Genomic DNA, 19,187 nt, shown 5'->3' with positions numbered 1-19,187 from the left:
GGCACACGAAAACCCCACCGGGTTCCGGTGGGGTATCGGGGGGGTACGAACGTGGTCCGGATCAGGCGGTGGCGCGGATCACGTCCGGCAGCAGCACGTGCAGCCGCTCGGCCAGACGCCCCTTCGCCTCGTCGAGGGAGCGGAAGTCCCCCACGTACTCGCCGAACGTGTCGGCGACGAAGAAGTGCGTGCCCTGCCGGTCGACGGTGCCGCCGTAGTACCCGCCGTAGTTGGCGACCCAGAGCCCCGTGTCGGGCTGCGCCCAGCTGATGCGGACGCGAGCCGGCGCGGTGTCGGCGACGACCTGCGCCTCGATTTCGGCGATGACCTCGATCGTCCGGGTGTCCAGCGTCACTTCGGTCTGCTGGTGGTGATCGGCGGTCATGCTCATGGTGGTGCTCCTTCGGGCTCTGCTGCGTACTGGTGCTGCGGGCGTCGCGGACGCCGATGGTGCATGGTGGGACGGGCGCCGACGGCGCCGCTGGTGCCTACTCGACCGGTCGGATGACCGACGGGAGCATGACGTGGAGCTGGTCCTCGAGCTTGGTCTGCGCTTCTTCCAGCGATGCGAACTCTCCGACGACGAGGCCGAAGGTGTCCGAGGCGACGAAACGGCCGTCGCGCTTGTCGACGCTGCCGCCGAAGTACCCGCCGTAGCCGGCGATCCACTCGCCCTGGTCTTCCTGCACCCAGGTGACCTTCGCGCGGGTCGGACGGGTCGAGGTCGCCGCGTCGGCTTCGAGGATCGCGATGGTGTCGACCGTGTCGGTGTCGAGGGTGACCTCGGCCTGCGTCGCGTTGTTGACGGTGATGCTCATGTCGCTCTCCTTCACGATCCGGGGTACATCTGCTGACACCAGAACGCTACGAGAACCACGGCCCGAACCGCCAGCGATGCCCGTTGATTCACGGGTTCTGTCAATGCGGCCCATCGGTGTCCCCCGGGTTTCCGGGGTGGTGTGACGTCTTTCCGGGGTACACGCCAGCGATCGGGGTACTCGTTTTCCGGATCGGCGGCGCACGGGGTACGCGTGGTTGCGGAGCCGGTCTGGAGGCGCGGCTCGCTACCGTCGGTCGGGTGACCTCCGACAGGCCCCGCGATCCAGGGCGCGCCCCGGCCACCAGCCGCAGCCGTCGGGTCGCGACGTGGCTCGCCGCCGCCTACGGCGTCGCGGTGGTGCTCGTCGGGTTCTGGGGTTCACCCGTCGACGCGGCAGCCGATCCGACGCTCGACCGGGTGATCGCGATCGCTCATCGCCACGGGGCGCCCGACTGGTTCGGCTACGGCACGGTCGAGTCGTTGTCGAACGTGGTCTTCTTCGTCCCGTTGGGCCTGCTCGTGGTCCTGCTCGCGGGCGCTCGGTGGTGGTGGGCCGGTGCGGCTGCGGGCCTGGTCGTCAGCGTCGGCATCGAGACCGGCCAGGCGCTCTTCCTACCCGCGCGCACCGCATCAGTGGCCGACGTCCTGGCGAACGGCCTGGGTGCGGTTCTGGGCTCGCTGCTCGGGGTGCTGGTGCTGTCGTGGGCGGCACACCGACGGCGTCACTGACACGCGGACACGACGAAGCCCCCGGAGCGATTCGCTCCGGGGGCTTCGTTCAGTGGCTCGAGACTCAGACGGACTCGCGCTGACGACGGACCGAGCCGCGGACCAGCAGGAGGCCACCACCGAGGACGACGGCACCGCCGGCGACCCAGAGGGCCAGAGCGGAGACGGTCGAACCGGTGAAGGCGAGGGTGCCGTCGGTGCCGGAGCCAGCACCCGCAGCGGGGACAGCAGCAGCAGCGTCAGCCGGGGCGACGGTGAAGGCGGCGAAGCCGACGACACCCGAGGTCGCGCCGGTGGCGGTCAGGTTGTAGGTACCCGAAGCGCCCTTCGGGAAGGTGACCTTGACGGCGAGTGAACCGTCGGAGGCAGCGGTGTAGGTCTTCGAGACGGTCGTGGTCGGCAGCGCGCCGAGCGTGACCGCACCGGCACCGGTGACCTGGACGTTGACGGTCTCGTTGTCCTGGAACGCACCCTCGGTGAAGTTCACGGAGGCGGTACCACCGGCAACGGCGGTGCCGGAGACGGAGACGTCGGAGTCAGGCGTGTAACCGGCGGCATTGGCGACGGTCGGCGTGGCGAGCAGTGCGGCCCCAGCCAGCACCACCGCAGCGATGAGCTTCTTCATGTGGTTCCCCTAAAGATCTGAAGATCCAGACCCTGACACCCAGAGCCCGCTGATCCGCCCGTGGTTGTCCCCGGCCAAGAAACTGGCGGTTGTGATGGCGAAGTTGCCTCAATCTACCGGAGTTTCACAGCTCGGTACCAGAAGGCGTGGATTTCGGTCATTGGTCGTCATGTGTTCACCCCGGACGAGCGGGCAACCGAGTCGCCGTCAAGGTGCCATCGGGCTGGATCCGATGAGGAAATCCCAGATCAGACGGACATCCATCTCGTCCCTCCGGGAGCCTGACCGCCACATCCGCTACCTGTGGCGTCGGACAGCCGGGACCGATCACCCCCGGAGAGGGGGCGTCCCATCCGCGTTAACGGGATGGTCGGCTCACCCGGCGGCGAGGGGCTGCTCGCACTCGAACGCAATCGGCTTGGTCTCGGACTGGCGGACTCCGGGGGTGGAACTCGCCTGCACGGGGGCCTTCGCGTACTTGCTCGCGCCGAGGAACGCGACGCGGTAGGTCAGGCTCTGGCCCGGTGCGAGCAGTGTCTGCAACTGCGCCACGGGGTGTCCGCCGTCGGTCGCCGTCTGCACCGCGGTCGTCTTGCCGTCCTTCGTCGCGCCGAGGAAGATCGCGCCCTCTGGCGCGTAGGTCGCGATCAGGGTCTTGATCTTGCCCGGCTCCACACCGAAGTCGCCACCACCCGTGACGTACTCGGGCAAGCTCGTCGCCGCGTCGGCGGGTGCAGTGTTCTTGATGGTGACCTCGAGGACCGACGTGGGACGACCGTCCTTCCGGCACACCGAGCTGCCGACTGACACGGTCTTCTCGAGGTAGTAGTCCATCTTCGAGCCGGTGCCGTCGTTCAGGTACACCGCGAACTCTCGTGACGACGCAGACTCGGTCGGGAGTTCGCCGGCCACAGCGGTACCGCTGATGCGGCGCTGCTCGGCCCGGTCCGCGCTCCACAGGCGTAGTCGGTCCTCACCGGTGCTCCGGGTCAGGGCGGAGACGAACTGCTGGGGGTCGAAGTCACCACTCGCGACCTTGTCGAACACGGCGCTGGCGGCGGAGGCGAAGAAGGCGTCCTGCACGACCGGATCCGGGTACCTCGCGTACACGTCGCTCAGTAGGAGCTTGACCGCGTTGTCCGACGTCAGCGTGTCCCCGGTTGGCAGCTTCACCGGTCCGGTGGCTTTGAGGATGTAGCCCAGCGTCACCGGGTCCATCGCCAGCACGCCGTCGACCTGTTCGCCGAACTTCTGCTTCCACATGGCCCGAGCGAGCTTCGCCGAGACGTCGAAACGCGGGGTCAGGGTGACGTCCTGCATGTACTTCCCGGTGATGCTGCCGTACAGACCAGTCGTGTCCGGGGTCAGCGGCAGGATCGGCTGCGCGTACGGACCGAACGAGCCACCGGACGTCTGGTTCTGCAGGTGAATGGCACCGTCATCGGTCTGGAGGAGCGCCACGGCTCCCGGGATCCCGCCACCCGCGCGCAACTCGGCGTTGTTCTGGAACAACAGCAGGTAGTTCCGTTCACCGTCGTTGCCCAGCATCGCCGGCGCGAGCTGCACGACCCGGTTCGCGGTGGTCACCTGCGCAGAAGCGGACGACAACGCGTTCCGTAGCTCGGCAACCGCGGTCGTCACCGGGGACAACGTGTCACTCGTGTCGATCGCGTCCGCATCGCGGTCAGCCCGTGCCAGGGTCGTCGTCGCCTTCGCGACGGCCGGCTGCGCGTCCACGATCGGCTGCAGGTCGACCTTGCCGTTCTTCGGCGCGAACGAGTCGGTTCCGAGACCGCCGATGACGTCGGCGACCGGGGTCACCGCGTTCCGGGCAACATCGTCCACGACGACGGAGACCTGGCGGACTGCACGCAGGTTGGCCCCGAAGAACGGGACGTTCTGCGAGGCCCCCCAGATCGGATCACCCGTCAACGAACGAGCTGCCCCCGCTTCACGCTCCAGGTGCTTCGCGGTCTTCTGCGCGGCGGCGGTGTCGCCACCGGTGAGTTGGGAGCGCAGTGTGTCGACGTCACCGACCGCTCGTTCGAGGTGTCCCTTCGCGAGCGCACCACGCACTCCCACCCAGGCGACGGCGAGGATGAGCAGCAGGACGAGGGCGAGGACGATCCACAAGACGATCCGGGCCCTGGATCCCCGGTGTGCTGCAGTGCGTCGCGACTTGGGCAGGTCGGACATGAGGCGATCCTACGGTTCCCCGTGTCCAGCCCACATCACTGACGCACGGTGTCCACGTGTTCGCGGTACCAGTCGATGGTGCTGCGGAGGCCTGCCTCGAGCCCGATCTGCGCAGTCCAGCCGGCATCCGCGAGCTTGGATACGTCGAGCAGCTTCTGCGGCGTGCCGTCCGGCTTGGTGGTGTCCCAGACCGTCTCACCGGTGAAGCCGACGATCCTGCCGATCGTCTCGGCGATCTCCTTGATGGTGACGTCGGACCCGGTCCCGACGTTGACCTGGTCCGGACCGTCGTAGTGCTCCATCAGGTGGAAGACCGCCGCCGCCATGTCGTCGACGTGCAGGAACTCACGACGGGGTGAGCCCGTCCCCCAGTTCTCGACGCGCGCCGCACCCGTTCGGGCCGCTTCGTCGTACCGGCGGATGAGGGCCGGCAGGACGTGCGAACCGGTGGGCGAGAAGTTGTCGCCCGGGCCGTAGAGGTTCGTCGGCATGGCCGAGATCCACGGGCGCCCGAATTGCCGCCGGACGGCCTGCACCTGCAGGATGCCAGCGATCTTGGCGATCGCGTACGCGTCGTTGGTGGGCTCGAGGTGCCCGGTGAGGAGCGCGTCCTCGTGGATCGGCTGTTCGGCCATCTTCGGGTAGATGCACGACGACCCGAGGAAGACGAGCCGCTCGACGCCGTGCTCCACAGCCGCGTCCATCACGTTGACCTGGATCTGCAGGTTCTCGCTCAGGAAGTCGTGCGGGTAGGTGTTGTTCGCCATGATCCCGCCGACCTTGGCTGCCGCCAGCACAACGTGCTTCGGCTGCTGCTCGGCGAAGAAGGCGAACACGGCGCCGCGGTCCTTCAGGTCCAGCTCGGAGGAGCTCCGCCCGACCATGTCGGTGAAGCCCTCCGACTCGAGCTTGCGCCAGACCGCCGAGCCCACCAAACCGCGGTGTCCCGCGACGTAGACGCGGTCCGCCCGGTTGATCGGACCGGGAGTGAAGTCGGTCGTGGTCATCAGGATCCCCAGCTCTCGAGTCGGACGGTGTCGATCCACGGGCTGCCCTCGTGCTCGAGGGCTGCGATGTCCGCGTCCACCATGATCCTCGCCAGCTCGGCGGTGTCGACCGTCGCCTCCCAGCCGAGCTTCTCCTTGGCCTTCGACGCGTCACCGACCAGCGCATCCACCTCGCTCGGTCGCAGGTACCGCTCGTCGAAGCGCACGTGGTCTTCCCAGTTCAGGCCTGCGTGGGAGAACGCGGTCGTGAGGAAGTCCTTGACCGTGAAGTCACCGCCGGTCGCCAGGACGAAGTCGTCCGGCTCGTCGACCTGCAGCATCCGCCACATGCCCTCGACGTACTCGGCGGCGTACCCCCAGTCGCGGACGGAGTCGAGGTTGCCGAGGTACACGTGGTCCTCGAGGCCGGCCCTGATCCGCGCGACTGCACGGGTGATCTTCCGGGTGACGAACGTCTCACCACGTCGCGGCGACTCGTGGTTGAACAGGATGCCGTTCACCGCGAACATGCCGTACGCCTCGCGGTAGTTCCGGGTCACCCAGTAGCTGTAGACCTTCGCTGCACCGTACGGAGAACGCGGCCAGAACGGCGTCTCCTCGTTCTGCGGCGGCGGGGTCGCCCCGAACATCTCGGAGGAGGACGCCTGGTAGAAGCGCGTGTGGATGCCGGAGACCCGGACCGCTTCGAGCATGCGCATCGTGCCCACACCCGTCACGTCACCGGTGTGTTCCGGCTCGTCGAACGACACCCGCACGTGTGACTGCGCCGCGAGGTTGTAGACCTCGTCCGGCTTCAGTTCGCTGAGGAGGCTGACGAGTCGTGCACCGTCGCCGAGGTCCCCGTAGTGCAGGAACAGCTTCGCGCCCGACTCGTGCGGGTCGACGTAGAGGTGGTCGATCCGCGAGGTGTTGAACGTCGAGGCGCGACGGATCAGGCCGTGGACCTCGTACCCCTTGCGGAGCAGCAGCTCTGCGAGGTACGAGCCGTCCTGCCCGGTGATGCCGGTGATCAGGGCCTTCTTCTGCAACGTTTCCCTTTTCTCGTCTGCTCTACTTCAGTGGTGCCGGGCGAAGCCGCTCGACGTTCAGTTTCGTCCGGAGACTCGTACTCGGGCCGGAGACGACCTTCCGGATGAAGAACTGCGGGCTGGCAACGATCTCCGGCCAATCATCGATCGTGAACACCCTGACGAGCGTCGGATCGATCAGGTGGAGGTTGGCGTACCGCCAGTTGCCAGGTCCGACGTACGGCTCGAATCCTCCGGCGGGGGTTGCGGTGGAGAACCGCGTGCGCATGACCAACGAGTGGTAGAACTTCTCCTCCGGACAGAAGACCGCCTCGAAGTAGCGCTCGACCTCGGGAGTCACGATCGCTTCCATGGCGCGCATGCACGCCGCGGTCACCGCGAAGTGCGTCCCACCGTGTCCGATCTTCATCCCCGTAGGAGGCACCGGTGCGTGCCGCAAGCTCAGCGGCCCGTCGAGCACCTTGATCACGCCGTTGCGGACTCTTCGGAGCATCCTGTTCCCAGTCCGTTTGGACAGGAATGACAAGTCCCGATGGTGTCGGCGGTCGACCTGGCGACGGTACTTCTGCTCGCTGCTCGATATCTCGAACGCACGCAGGTACTGCCGCCCGGGATGGGACCGGAGGTGCTTGAGCAACTCATCGACCGGCCGCAGCGGGTAGTCCGACCCGGAGAGCAGCACGAGGTAGTCGTCATCGTCAGCGAACTCGAGTGCCTTCTGCACGAGCGCCCGGATCGCGCGGACTTGCGAGTAGCCGCCCCAGTTGACCTGCACACGGTCATCGAGGAGGACAGCGTTTCCAGTGCGTTCCAGGGCCGCCTCGAAATCTCCGACGTCCACCTTGGCATCCACATGGACGAAGACTCGGTGTGGGCCGAGCGCGTTCACGAGCTCGCCCAAGTGTTCGGCGTCTTGGAACGTGTAGACGAGGAATACCGGTTTCACCGCCGACCTTCCGTCGTGATGTGACGAGCATAGGCGTCTCTGCTGCCGGATAGCAGGCCTGCGACGGTGTAGGTGGTCACGCTTCGCCAGCTCGCTGTCCGAGGATCCCACGACGACGGAGGATCTTGAGCGGCGGCAACGCGCTTCGTGCGACGAGGACCCACGTGACGAGGGCTACCAGGCCGATGATCCCTGCTGGGAGGCTCGCGACCGACGCCCCCCCGGCGGCGAGCGCCAGCAGCGAGCCGTAGAGCACGACCGCGAAGACGACGGGTTGCGCGTAGCCCCTGACGAGTTCGGACAGGCGGACCGCTCCCACCCGCCGGGCTTGTGCAATGTGCACGAAGTGCCGACCGACCGTCGCGCCGATGAGGGCCAGCAGAGCGAACACGTAGTCATGCCGAGTGGCGACCATGACGACTCCGATCGCGCTCACGAGAAACGCCACGGCCTCGGCGGCCCAGATCGCACGGAAGAGCGACGCCGACTCGAGCGCCCCCGCCAAGAGCACCATCAACGGCTGGACAGCTCCGAGCAGCGCGAGGAGCGGGAGTATCTGAGCGGCGAGTCCCCACCCCGGCCCCAGCGCAATGTGCACGAGTTGCGGGCCGACGCCGGCGATCACCGCTCCGAGCGGGAGCGTCAACCAGGCGATGAGGCTGAGCATGTCAAGCCAAGCCGATCGTGACTCGCTTGTCCCGACCGGGTAACGACGGAACTCCGGGTAGATCACCTGCAGCAGCGCGTTCTGCAGTTGGGCGAACGGAACGGTGGAGAGGACATCGGCGCGGTTCCAGGCCCCGAGCACCCCCGCGCCGATGAAGTGGCTGACACTCCATCGCGGTGCGTTCCCCGAGATGTACTGGAACACCGAGACGGCCACCAGCTTCGTGCTGAAGCGGACGTTGTCAGAGCGGAGCGCCAAGCGTCCTGGAACGAGTCCCCCACGCAGTCGACTCGCGGCCCACGCTAGGGTCCCCCACTGCCCGACGATCGCGGAGACGGCAAGCGACTCCGGGCTGCGGAAGATCAACACGGCGACGAGACCGAAGACCATGCCAGCCACGTTCGCCCCGAACGTCGCGATCGCCATCTCCCGGAACATGCCCTGGCGACGCAGGAGGCCGGTGCTCAGACTGAGGAACGGCATGACGGCGGCGCTCAGCGCGAGCAGACGGACGGCACCGGCGGCCTGAGGGGCGGCCCAGACGGCACTCCACAGTCCTGCTGTGAGCAGGGTGAACACCGCGGCTCCCCCGCCGAGGAGGAGGGCGTACGTGGCCAGGGGGCGCGTCGACGCTCGATCCGCGTTCGGAGCTCGCGCGGCAGTTTGGGACAACCCGCCGGAACCCAGCAAGTTGACGAGGGCTGCGATCGAGAGCGCGACGCTGTAGGCGCCGAAGACCGCAGGGTCAGCGAGCCGAGAGGTCAGAGCCGCGTACCCGAGTTGGACGACGATGGTCAGGAGCTGGAGCCCGTAGACCCACGATGCGCCTGCGACGAGCCGACGGCCGTTCGAGGTCACGAAGGACTTCCGGCGGCGAGCTGCTCCAGCCGCCTGGTGTCGAGTCCACGGCTCGCCTGGTAGGCAAGCCACCGACCGGTGTCGGGAACGTGGTGCCACCACGGGACTCTCGCGACGACCGGAGATCGCGAGACGAGGGCGGCCAGGAACCCGAAGGAGCTCGGCGCGGCCACGACGAGTCGCGCGGCCGCGATCTCGACGAAGTCGCGATCGCGGCCGCCGGTGTCCTTGATGACCACTCCGAGCTGCTCCAAGCCACGGAGATCAGTTGCGTCTCCGGACGTGTAGAGCCTGATGGGCGCGATCCGGAACTGCGGCACGGTCCGGATCTCCGCGATCAGGCGCTCGTAGAAGGCCACGTCGATCCAACGGTCCGGGTGCGTCATCGGACCGATGTCTCCACGCCGCGCATGGATGGCGACGTATTCCGCGTCGGCTTCGGCCTGCAGCAGGTCTGCTCCGAGGTAGCCGGCGAGTACCGCCCGGCGCAGCGGTCCCGCGATCGGGGTCTGATCCCATCGCCGCTGGTCGAGCGCCATCCGCCCGGTCCAGGGCCGCGCAGAGCTGGTCGACGCACGGGTCACCGACTGCTGCAGCGCCGGAAGCGACCACGTCTCGTTCTCGAACCCCGTCGCTGCGAGGCGCCGCTCCGTTGTGGGTCCGGCGGGCGGTTCCGAGGTCAGCACCGAGAGGTCGAGGAGTCCCTTCGTGTCCTTCGACACGTCGCCACCGAAGTACGGGACGCCGAGGTCCCGGGCCCACAGGTACCCCGCGATCCAGGTGGACAGCTGATGGCCGAGGTCTGGGTACGGGTCAATCCGCACCCGCAGGCCCGCGAGCGTCTCCGGCGGAAGCCACGTGTCCGATGCCTGCTGTTGCGGCCCGCGCCGGAGGTCACGGGCGTTCTGCAACCGCTCCAGCCGGAGCGAAGCTCGGAGCGGGAGGGTCCGGAGCGGCGCCAGGGTCATCGGTGCCCGCCCCCGTGCCGTGGCCACACGGACCGCGCGGCCACCGGATCAATCCACTGCGTGCGCCAGTTCACCATGTGCACCATGAGGTCATCCTGACGGAAGTGCTCGGCCGCGAACCGGCGTCCAGCCGTGATGGCAGCGAGCCGCTCGTCGACGGACGTGTTCGCGAGCACACGGTCGATCTCCTCTACGAGCGCCTCCGGACCCGAACCGCGGAGCAGGAACTTCCCGGTCGCGGGCCCGAACACCCCGTCGTAGCCGGAGTGATCGGTCGTTGCGTGGATCGATCCGGCGGCCAGCGAGATCGGCAGGCGATTCGAGAAGTAGGAGTCTTCGTCCGCGAAGTGATCCCAGTTCGCACTGATCCATCCCGATGTGATGGCGCTGTCCTGCTCCTCGAAGGGCACAGGCCCCTTCGCGGTGGGACCATCCCATCCCCGTCCGAAGACGGCGAGGCGGCCTCCGAAGTGCTCCTGCATGAGCTCGACGAACCGGATGCGATCGCGCCAGTTCGGCAGCCCACGCAGTCGGGGACGGTTCTTGTTCGCCACGATGACCACGTCGTACGGGCGGTCCGTCCGGATCGCGCGATCGAAGTTCTCGGATCGCCCCGGTTCGTACGCAGACGGAACCCAGCGGACGTCGCGGCTCCCGGCTCGCCGGAAGTTGTCCTTGAAGACGCCCTTGCCCACGGTGAAGACGACGTCGGCTGCGCGCCCCGCGTTCCGGGCCTCGGGCGGAAGAGGATGCAGGAACCGCGAGTACGGGTCGGCTTCGTGGTAGATGAAGTCCGACACGCACGCTTCTCGGAGCGCCGCGAAGTGATGCCGACGCAGACCAGTGTGGCCAAGGTGCTGCATCAAGAGGATGTCCGGACGGAACTCCCGCACGCGACGGACGAGCTCGTCGCGAGAGCGCTCTGGATCTTCTCCGCTCCGGATGGCGTTCAGGACACTGAACGCTTCGAGGGCTGCGATCGCACCGGTCTTCGCGAGCGCCTGGAGCGGATCGCGGAAGCCGAGCTGCAGGAATCCACCGAACTCGTTCGGGACGTAGAAGACCCGCGGAGCACGCTCAACCATCCTCAGCCTCGCCCCTCGTGGGGCCGCTCAGTCGGATGCCAGCGCGGCGCAGCGCCGCCCAGTGCTCCGCCAAGACCGCTTCATCGAAGCGCTGTCCGATCCTCTTCGCCGGGTTTCCAGCGACGATGGCGTTCGGCGGCACATCTCGGGTCACCACGGAACCGGCCGCGATCACAGCGCTGTCGCCGACGGAAACGCCGGACAGGATGATGGCGCCGAACCCCACCCAGACGTCGCTCCCGATCGTCGTGGGTTCGCTGAGCGAACTGTCATTGCCCACCCACGGGCTCTCGGTGATCGGCACCCCCGCGACGGTCATGTCGTGGTCGCGTCGCCCCACGATCGCAGCCCGGTTCGCGATGAGGACGTGGTCTCCGATGGAGCCGTCCACTTCGATCCGGACATCGGAGCCGATGTGGACGTCATCACCGATCGTGAGTGATCTGGGCGCCCAGATCCTGACCCGCTCGCCGAGCGTCGCGGTCTCGCTCCACGTGACCGTCGGCGGCAGCGTTCGAAGCCAGCGACGCCGCCGGATCATTCCCAGAACTCGTCGGATCACGCGCTGGCCCCTCATCGTCGTTCCACCGCAGCGCGGTACACCGCTGCGTACTCGGCGGTGCCTCTGCGCGCCCGGAAGTCGATGGTCGGAGCGCTCACGCTGACAGCGACGCCACGCAACGCATCGAGCCACACAGCCGGTTCCCGGCTCGCAAGGGCCACAACACCTGGCTCACCGGTCGCCCAGCGCAGCCCAGGAACATCCGCCACCACCGCCGGCATCCCGACGACGAGCGCCTCGGCCAGGGCGACGGGCATCCCTTCGTGGCGACTCGGCATGGCGAACACCCTTCCAGCAAGGAGCGCATCCGCCGGATCGGCGACTCCACGGGCGACCAGGAGGCCGTTGCGCTGGAGTCGGTCCAGGATCGCTCGCTCCGCGGGTTCGGCATGCTCCTCGGAACCGATGTGGGCGACGCGCAGATTCCCGAGCAGCGCCGCTTCCAGGGCGACTCCGTGGCTCTTGATGCGCGAGCAGTTCCCGACCAGCACGACCGGCCCCGTCGTGTCCGGACCGGCTCCGGAACGGCTCCCGGCGAGTTCGAAGAAGCGGTCCTCCACCCAGTTGAAGATCACCTGCGGATCCCGGCCGAACCGCTTCTCATTGCGCGCGACGTCCGGGCTCGGGACGATCAACGCGCTCAGTGCGCGGTCGCCGATCAGCGCCTGCAGGAGCCGACTCGCGAACCATCGGCCGTGCGCGTCGAACACGTTGTGGATGGTGCGCACGACGGGCACGCGTCGGTCGACCTTGCGAACGGAGAAGACCGTTTGCAAGTACCGCCGTTCCGTGTGGATGTGGATGACATCGGGACGGAATGCCGAGACGACCTGACGCAGGACCCGACGCCCGGGTGAGGTGTGTGCGGGGTGATCGGTGGTCGTGACGGAGTACCCGGCGCGCCTGATCTCCTCGGCGAACGGGTGGTCGGTCCCCACGCCGAGGACGTGGCCCTGCACGGCCAGGGCAGCGAAGCCGGGGGCCCCGGACACGAGCATCCGCTCCATGCCACTCGGCCTGAGCTCACCGAGCAGGTGCAGTACCCGTAGCCCGTCCACTAACGAACCTCCTGCAACCGGCGGGAAGCGGTCGCCGGAACGGAGACCGGCTCGGCCAGTGCGGGGAAGGCGCGGTCGAGGAAGGCGAGTGCCAGGGGCAGACAGGTCCACCACTGCCACGAGTAGGTCCACCCGTACAGGAGGAAGCACACCAGGATGCACTCGAGGAACACATCGCGGTGCGAACGGAGGCCCGCAACCACCCGGGGCAGGAAGATGACCAACATGGCGCCGAGCCCGAGCAAACCTTCTCTGAGGTAAACCGTCACGTACCAGTTGTGCGGCGCGAAGACGACCCACCTCCCGACGCCTTCGAACCTCGCATACCCGTGGCCGAACGGGGCTCCGAACAGCACGGTCAACGGGCCTTCCTGGACCGATTCGGCGATCAACCCCAGCCAGCTCGTCAAGCGCGCGGAGTACGTCCCCGTGTTTGACGCCGAACCGGCGAACTCGTCGATGACGCTGCTCATCGACGACTGCGCGGCCACGACGAGGACCCCTCCGACGAGGCACACGCCGACGAGCGCGACCAGCTTGGTCCGGAGGCTCCGGGGCCCACGCGCCAGGAGCAGCAACGCGAGCACGATCGCGGTCGCCCAGACCGTGCGCTGCTGGCTGATGAGCACGAACACGACGAAGAGACCCGAGAGTGTCAGGTAACGGGTCTGCCCTCCCTGATGCCACACGCGCAACGCCAGGATCGCGCAGAGCGTGAGGAGCAGCGCCTGTCCGGAGACCAGCGGACGACCGGTCTGGTTGAGTTCGCCGTTGACCAGGACGAAGTCGGCAGTCCCCCCGAGTCCGTAGCGGATGACGTGATAGGTGGCCACGACACACAACCCGACGCCTTGTACGACCACGAAGAACTTCTGCGCGTACGCGATCTCGCCGGTTGGCCATGGGCGGGTGACGCCCCAGAAGAGGATCCCGAGGACGTAGAGGAAGGCACGGGATTCGTTCACTGCTGCGCCGAGACCGTACTCCTCGATCCCCCGGGCGAGAGCAGCTGCGAGGAGCACGATGACCAGCGCTCCCGCGATGAGCGCAGGGGGCCGGAAACGCCGGAGCGCCGTGCGCGCGTCGAGGACCCCTGCGACCACCAGGGCGACAGCCAGTCCGTCCCCGAGCGTGATGGTCGTCCCCCCGAACGTCCCGATGGTCCCGAAGTTGGGGTATTCCCAGGCGGTGACCGCGTAGAGGGAGACCACCCAGTAGACGATCCGCGGGTGCATCCGGACGAGGCCGACAGCGATGGAAAGGAGGATGACCGCAACGACCAGGAAGAGCAGCGTGGTCAAGGTCTCACCCTCCTCGGTCGCAGGGAGCGCCTGATGGTGCGCATCCACCACAGACCGTACGACGACGCGAAGAAGAACCACCAGGAGCGAGGGCTGTGTCGACGGAGGTACCGGCGGAGGGCGCGTGGATTACCGGCCCCCTTGCGCCCGGTGTACGCACGCCAGGCAGTGACCGCGGAGCTGTGCGAGACGGTCGGGTTCCTGCTGCAGAAGCCGACCACGCCCCCGGCAACGATGATCGGAACACCCTTCGCAACCGCTCGTGATCCGTAGTCGACATCTGCGAACGCATGACTGAAGGCACCGTCGATCGCGCCGACCGTTCGAGCAACGTGCACCGGCATCAGCACCACGTTCCCGTTGAAGGCGTCCACCTTCGCTCCCTCATCGGGAGCAGCTGGTGGTTCGACGAGGTCGAAAGCGAGCGGGTGGACCCCGCTCCTACGCAGGCCGCCGTAGGTCAGCAGACCCGAGACACCATCGACGGTGCTGCCCACGAGGACGCCGGCAGGCAAGGCGGATGCTGCCGCGACCATGTTCCTGAGACCGGACGGTGCAAGGACGACGTCGTCGTTGAACCACAGCAACCAGTCGCCGTCCTGCACGTCATCACGGGAGAGGACCTCGTCTTCGGCCGCGGCCATCGAACGTGCCCAGAACGCTGACCCGTCTCCGCGGAGGACCGTGAGGTTCTTGACAGCGGCAGTGGCCACGGCGACGGTCTCATCGGTCGAGCCGTCGTCGAACAAGGTCACGTCGTACGACAGGTCCGCTTCCGCAGCCGCGACGTCGAGCGAGGACAGGGCGCGACGCGTGGTGGCGGCGCGGTTGTGGCTCGCCATGATCACGTGCAACTCATTCATGGTCATCCTCGATCGCTGCGTTCAATCCATCGTGGAACCGGCGCACCGTGTTCTCGATGGAGTAGTTCTGGGAAGCTTCCCGGCACCGTGCTTGCATCGCGTCGAGTGCGGGCCGATCGTGGAAGAGCCCGACCAGGGCCCGCGCTGCATCGTGGACGCCGTCGGTGACGACGCAGGTGACTCCCGGCTCAAGGTACTCGAACTCGGGCCCGTGGAGGGACGTCGAGAGCGTCACGATCGGCCGTCCCGCCGCCAGGCTGTCGATGGCAGCGAGACCGACACGACCGGGTATCAGGAGAAGATCGCTCTCCTGCAGCAGTGCGGCCTTGTCGGTCCCGGCCACGGAACCACGATGGTCGATCCAGGAGAACCGTTCCGCAGCCGCCTCGACGATGCCGCGGAGTTCCCCGTCCCCGCCGATGACGAGGCGGAATCCAGGATCGAGTCCGTGTGCAGCCTCTCCGATGGATATGAGATCCTCGATCCGTTTGCTGGAATCGAGGCCTCCGATGAAGGCAGCCCGCGGTGACACGCCTGTTCGACCTGGTCCCACCGCATCGAGATCCTGGCGGAGTCTTCGGGTATCGATGCTGTTCCAGAGGACGGTTGTGCGCTGACGGTTGATCCCGGCGTCCACAGCCCGGTCCGCTCCTGCCTGCGTGTAGGCGAAGAGCCACGCGGCGCGCCGGAGCAGCAGGCGGCTGTAGCGCCGCTCGAGACGCGAAGGGATCTTGACGACATCAACGCCGTGTCCCCACAACGCTGTCTTCCGCGCGGTTCGGGGCCAGGCCAGGAGGAACGGGACGTCCGTGTTGCGACGTGCTTGCTCCACCACGATCAGGTCGGCGCTCCAGACAGCTCGGGGCAATGCTCGCAGCACCAGTCGTCGGCCGAAGATCCTGAACTCACGCTGCCGGATGGTCCGGAGCCAGGGGCTGCTCTGGACGCCGTCCCGCCGTTCCGCCAACGCACCGGCAGGGTCGCCTGCATAGACCAGCAGCTCGTCGCCGTCGGCCGCCACCACCGCAGCCAGCTGGGTGAACAGGGGCACCCGGTACGCGGGCACGTACTCCTGCACGATCGCGAAGCGCCGACCCGCCACGTCAGTCACGTCCTTCGAGGAGGTCGGACCAAGCAGCGGCGTACCGAGCGGGAGCGAAACGTTCCTCGGACACTGCCCGAGCACCGGCTCCCAGTCGCGTCCGGAGGTCCGGCGACGTCATGATCGAGCGGCATCGATCGGCCGCAGCCTCCCGATCTCGCGTCTCCACGAGGTAACCGTTGACGTCGTCGTCGATGACATCTCCCAGTCCTCCCACTGCGTAGGCCACGACGGGGACACCCAGCCGGAGCGCTTCCAACACGGTCAGCGGTTGGGCCTCGTACCGGTAGCTGCTCGGGAACACGAGCACGGACGCCGACGCGACGACGGCATCGCGATCAGCGTCGAACAGAGGGCCGGCGAACAAGACGCGAGTTCGGACGTCGGGTTCCAGGATGGCCCGCAACTCGTCCTCGTACTCGGTGGTCGGCGCACGGCCCACGACGACCGCACGTGCAGCGGGTACGTCCCGGAGACACCGGTTGGCGATGCGCATGAATTCGTCCGCGCCCTTGCCCGGGATCAGGTTCGAGACGAACACGATCGACGGAGCGGCCGCCGCTGGAACCTCAGGCGGCATCGACTCGGCCACGGTGTTCGGGATGGTGCGGACCGTGCCGTTGAACCGCTGGACGTCCGCACGCATCGAAGTGCCGAGCACGACGACCGATGCGGCTCCCCCGAGCAGCAGCCTCACGCCGCGGCGCTGTGCCGTGCCCGCACCGGCCAGGTCAGCGTACCCAGATGTGTGGACGTAGGCGATGTAGCGACGGCGCAACGCTCGGAGCACGACGCTCATGGCGACGTCGACCCAGAACGACGGTGGCCGGTTCGTGGTGAAGAACACGACGTCAGCGCTCGGGCTGCGGCGAAGGGCCAGCCACAGTCGACCCAGGAGCGAGAACGCGCCGAGTACCTTCCGAAAACTGGCCGTGCCGATCTCGTCGACGGACTTGCTGAAGCGCCGATCCACGAGTCGGCTCCGTCGTCCGGTCGTGCGCAGCATCTCCAGGAAGGTCTTGGTCATGACCGTCGAACCGTGCACCGGCGGCGGCACCTGGCTGATCACGATCACGTCGACCACGGTGTGCTCAACCACGCCGTCGCCTCCCCACGAGGAACAGGAAGGTGATGTTGCCGAAGACGTACCGTCCCCAGAGACGCCGGGGCTCGCGAGCCAGCCGGTAGAGCCACTCGAGTCCGGTCCGACGCCACAGGAGCGGTGCCTCTACGACCTCGCCGGAAACGAAGTTGAACGCCGCGCCGACGGCGAGAACGACCGCGGGGTGCAACTTCGCGAGGCGGACCGTCTCGTAGTCCTGCTTCGGGGTCCCGATGCCGACCCAGACCACGTTCGCGCCAGCGTCCTTGATCAGGACGTCGATCTCGTCGTGATCCGCCTGCCCCAGGGGCCGGAACGGCGGGCTGAATGATCCGACGACCGTCGTGTCGGGGTAGTCGCGTGCCACGGCGAGTCTGAGCCGTTCGAGAGATTCCTCGGTTCCGCCCAGGAGGAAGTGCCGCAGACCGTGCCTCGGATCGGAGGCGAGCAACTCGCGGAACGCGTCCGGCCCACGCAGGTGTGCGACGTCAGGCGCTCTGCGACGGGCGATCCAAGCGAGTGGGGTCCCGTCGGCGATGTTCAGTCCCCCCGACTGGAAAAGCGCGAGGTAGCGGGCGTCGGAGGTCAGCGACACCGTGTAGGCGTTGACGAAGTGGACCGGGATTCCCGGACCCCGCAGCTCGGAGGCAGACCGACGGAGGCCATCGATGACTTCCGGTGCAGGGCGCGCCACCAATGGAACGCCGGCAGCGCGGACCCGGGGAACGGCGAGGATGGCGTCGCGGCGGCTTCGGTTACGCGCGTCGTCCGCGCCTAGTCGTCCTCCGGAGCCCATCTAGTACGCACCTCGGCTCGCTGAGATCGCTTTGAGCGTCCGCCACAGCACCACGAGGTCCCCGAGGATCGACCAGTTCTCCACGTAGTACAGGTCCAACCGCACCGAATCCTCCCACGACAGGTCGGACCGGCCGCTGACCTGCCACAGCCCCGTCATGCCCGGCTTCACCAGGAACCGACGGTGGACGTGCGTGTCGTAGCGCGCGACCTCGCGGGCGAGCGGAGGACGTGGACCGACGAGCGACATGCTGCCGGCGAGGACGTTGAACAGCTGCGGCACCTCGTCGAGGCTGTACCGCCGCATGAAACCGCCGATCCGGGTGACGCGGGGATCGTTCCGCATCTTGAACAGGACGTCGTTGCCCTCGGCCCGGTCCAGGGCACTGAGTTCCTGCAGGCGTTCCTCGGCATCGACGACCATCGATCGGAACTTGATCATCCGGAAGGTACCGCCGTTCAGGCCGACTCGCTCCTGACGGAAGAAGACCGGCCCCGGTGTCGTGGTCTTCACCAGCACGGTCAGCACGAGCAGCAGCGGTGACAGGACGATGACGAGCAGCGTCGCGCCGACGAGGTCGAAGGCCCGCTTCGTGTAGAGCTTGCGTCCCGAGTACGTCGGCGTCTCGACGTGGATGAGCGGGAGCCCCTGCACGGGCCGCGTGTGGATGCGCGGACCTCCGATGTCGGTCAGGCTCGGTGCGACGACCAGGTGCTGCCGACCGGGCTCGAGCGACCAGCTGAGTTCGCGGACCCGCTCCGGCGGCAGGTCGTCGGAGCTCGTGATCACGACGGTGTCGGCACCGGTCTCGCGCAAGGCGGAGCCGACGTCGTCGAATCCGCCATGGCTCCGGATCGTCGAGCCCGCCAGCATCCCGCGGTGGTTGGAGGACACGACGGCACCCACCACGCGGTACCCGGCTTCGGGTGAACGAGCCAGTTCGCGGCCGATGTGCAGCACGCTGGCCGGCGAACCGACCAGCAGCACCGTCGCCGAGTACGCACCCTGCTGACGCTGGGCGACCAACCACCGCCGCCACATCCACCGCGACAGCAGCAACACGAGGATCCCGATCGGGAAGGCGATGAGCACGTACCCGCGCGCGAGATCGACGTGCAGCAGGAACGCCGCGATCGCCAGCAGCCCGAACACCCGGACGCTGGAGTCTGCGACCAGGCGGTACTCCGTGCTCCCGACACCGATGACTCGCGCCCCGCGGGTGTCGTAGAGGGCGAGCGCGCTCACCCACACCACGATCACGACGATGGAGATCGCCGAGTAGCTGAGCCGGAGGTCCGCGGTGTTGGTGGCGAGGTTCGATTCGATCCCCAGCCAGGCGATCTGCACGCCGAAGACCACCCAGATCAGCGCCAGCAGATCCGTGATGAGCACCCGGCGCGAGTACGAGCGACCCCACTCGTCGCTGGCCCCGACCCCGCTCGGTGCACGGAGCGCGTCCGCCGTCACGGTTGCA

19 protein-coding genes are annotated in these 19,187 nt (G+C 67.6%); 1 reads left to right on the top strand and 18 read right to left on the bottom strand.

The annotated features are described in order from the left end of the window. Positions 1–61: 61 nt before the first annotated feature. Positions 62–391, bottom strand: coding sequence for a hypothetical protein (locus tag DEJ14_RS03070; RefSeq protein WP_181437589.1), 330 nt, complete (start codon positions 389–391; stop codon positions 62–64). Between the two features lie 97 nt (positions 392–488). Further along, positions 489–818: a hypothetical protein gene (locus tag DEJ14_RS03065; protein ID WP_111086112.1), complete on the bottom strand. Its 330-nt coding sequence runs from the start codon at positions 816–818 to the stop codon at positions 489–491. A gap of 260 nt (positions 819–1,078) precedes the next feature. On the opposite strand from DEJ14_RS03065, the gene DEJ14_RS03060 reads away from it, so the two are divergent. After that, positions 1,079–1,549, top strand: coding sequence for a VanZ family protein (locus tag DEJ14_RS03060; RefSeq protein ID WP_146249798.1), 471 nt, complete (start codon positions 1,079–1,081; stop codon positions 1,547–1,549). A gap of 64 nt (positions 1,550–1,613) precedes the next feature. Here DEJ14_RS03060 and DEJ14_RS03055 read toward each other — a convergent pair whose 3' ends face one another. From DEJ14_RS03055 to DEJ14_RS02980, 16 genes are all read right to left on the bottom strand, one after another. Then, the gene (locus DEJ14_RS03055) at positions 1,614–2,174 is read right to left on the bottom strand and encodes a sortase (protein ID WP_111086114.1); all 561 of its coding nucleotides are present in this window, start codon (positions 2,172–2,174) and stop codon (positions 1,614–1,616) included. A 375-nt stretch (positions 2,175–2,549) separates the two neighbouring features. Then, on the bottom strand, positions 2,550–4,370 hold the full coding sequence (locus DEJ14_RS03050; RefSeq protein WP_111086115.1) for a DUF4012 domain-containing protein: 1,821 nt from the start codon (positions 4,368–4,370) through the stop codon (positions 2,550–2,552). Between the two features lie 35 nt (positions 4,371–4,405). Further along, positions 4,406–5,377, bottom strand: a complete 972-nt coding sequence (locus DEJ14_RS03045) for a GDP-L-fucose synthase family protein (protein ID WP_111086116.1) — start codon at positions 5,375–5,377, stop codon at positions 4,406–4,408. Then, positions 5,377–6,405, bottom strand: coding sequence for a GDP-mannose 4,6-dehydratase (gene gmd / locus DEJ14_RS03040; protein ID WP_111086117.1), 1,029 nt, complete (start codon positions 6,403–6,405; stop codon positions 5,377–5,379). Before gmd ends, DEJ14_RS03045 begins: the two co-directional genes overlap by 1 nt. A 22-nt stretch (positions 6,406–6,427) precedes the next feature. Then, positions 6,428–7,351: a beta-1,6-N-acetylglucosaminyltransferase gene (locus tag DEJ14_RS03035; RefSeq protein WP_181437590.1), complete on the bottom strand. Its 924-nt coding sequence runs from the start codon at positions 7,349–7,351 to the stop codon at positions 6,428–6,430. A 76-nt stretch (positions 7,352–7,427) separates the two neighbouring features. Continuing rightward, positions 7,428–8,876: an oligosaccharide flippase family protein gene (locus DEJ14_RS03030; RefSeq protein WP_181437591.1), complete on the bottom strand. Its 1,449-nt coding sequence runs from the start codon at positions 8,874–8,876 to the stop codon at positions 7,428–7,430. Further along, positions 8,873–9,844, bottom strand: a complete 972-nt coding sequence (locus DEJ14_RS03025) for a hypothetical protein (RefSeq protein WP_181437592.1) — start codon at positions 9,842–9,844, stop codon at positions 8,873–8,875. Before DEJ14_RS03025 ends, DEJ14_RS03030 begins: the two co-directional genes overlap by 4 nt. Continuing rightward, positions 9,841–10,929 (bottom strand): CgeB family protein, encoded by a 1,089-nt coding sequence (locus DEJ14_RS03020; RefSeq protein ID WP_111086120.1) that lies wholly within the window; start codon positions 10,927–10,929, stop codon positions 9,841–9,843. The genes DEJ14_RS03025 and DEJ14_RS03020 overlap by 4 nt, the downstream gene beginning before the upstream one ends. Beyond that, a complete protein-coding gene (locus DEJ14_RS03015; protein ID WP_284180195.1) occupies positions 10,922–11,491 on the bottom strand; it encodes an acyltransferase in 570 nt (189 codons plus the stop codon). Before DEJ14_RS03015 ends, DEJ14_RS03020 begins: the two co-directional genes overlap by 8 nt. A gap of 11 nt (positions 11,492–11,502) precedes the next feature. Next, the gene (locus DEJ14_RS03010; protein ID WP_181437593.1) at positions 11,503–12,429 is read right to left on the bottom strand and encodes a glycosyltransferase; all 927 of its coding nucleotides are present in this window, start codon (positions 12,427–12,429) and stop codon (positions 11,503–11,505) included. Positions 12,430–12,548: 119 nt separating this feature from the next. Beyond that, a complete protein-coding gene (locus DEJ14_RS03005) occupies positions 12,549–13,850 on the bottom strand; it encodes an O-antigen ligase family protein (protein WP_181437594.1) in 1,302 nt (433 codons plus the stop codon). Further along, positions 13,847–14,713: a glycosyltransferase family 2 protein gene (locus DEJ14_RS03000; RefSeq protein ID WP_220036449.1), complete on the bottom strand. Its 867-nt coding sequence runs from the start codon at positions 14,711–14,713 to the stop codon at positions 13,847–13,849. Before DEJ14_RS03000 ends, DEJ14_RS03005 begins: the two co-directional genes overlap by 4 nt. Continuing rightward, complete coding sequence (locus tag DEJ14_RS02995; protein ID WP_181437596.1) at positions 14,706–15,824, bottom strand: glycosyltransferase family 4 protein; 1,119 nt, start codon at positions 15,822–15,824, stop codon at positions 14,706–14,708. Before DEJ14_RS02995 ends, DEJ14_RS03000 begins: the two co-directional genes overlap by 8 nt. Continuing rightward, positions 15,817–16,914, bottom strand: coding sequence for a glycosyltransferase family 4 protein (locus DEJ14_RS02990; RefSeq protein WP_111086124.1), 1,098 nt, complete (start codon positions 16,912–16,914; stop codon positions 15,817–15,819). Before DEJ14_RS02990 ends, DEJ14_RS02995 begins: the two co-directional genes overlap by 8 nt. Then, positions 16,907–17,713: a WecB/TagA/CpsF family glycosyltransferase gene (locus DEJ14_RS02985; RefSeq protein ID WP_111086125.1), complete on the bottom strand. Its 807-nt coding sequence runs from the start codon at positions 17,711–17,713 to the stop codon at positions 16,907–16,909. The genes DEJ14_RS02990 and DEJ14_RS02985 overlap by 8 nt, the downstream gene beginning before the upstream one ends. Then, the gene (locus tag DEJ14_RS02980) at positions 17,714–19,180 is read right to left on the bottom strand and encodes a sugar transferase (protein WP_258373330.1); all 1,467 of its coding nucleotides are present in this window, start codon (positions 19,178–19,180) and stop codon (positions 17,714–17,716) included. Positions 19,181–19,187: the final 7 nt, after the last annotated feature.

Source organism: Curtobacterium sp. MCJR17_020, assembly GCF_003234365.2.
Taxonomy (GTDB): Bacteria; Actinomycetota; Actinomycetes; order Actinomycetales; family Microbacteriaceae; genus Curtobacterium.
This window is presented reverse-complemented; position numbering and strand designations above follow the sequence as displayed.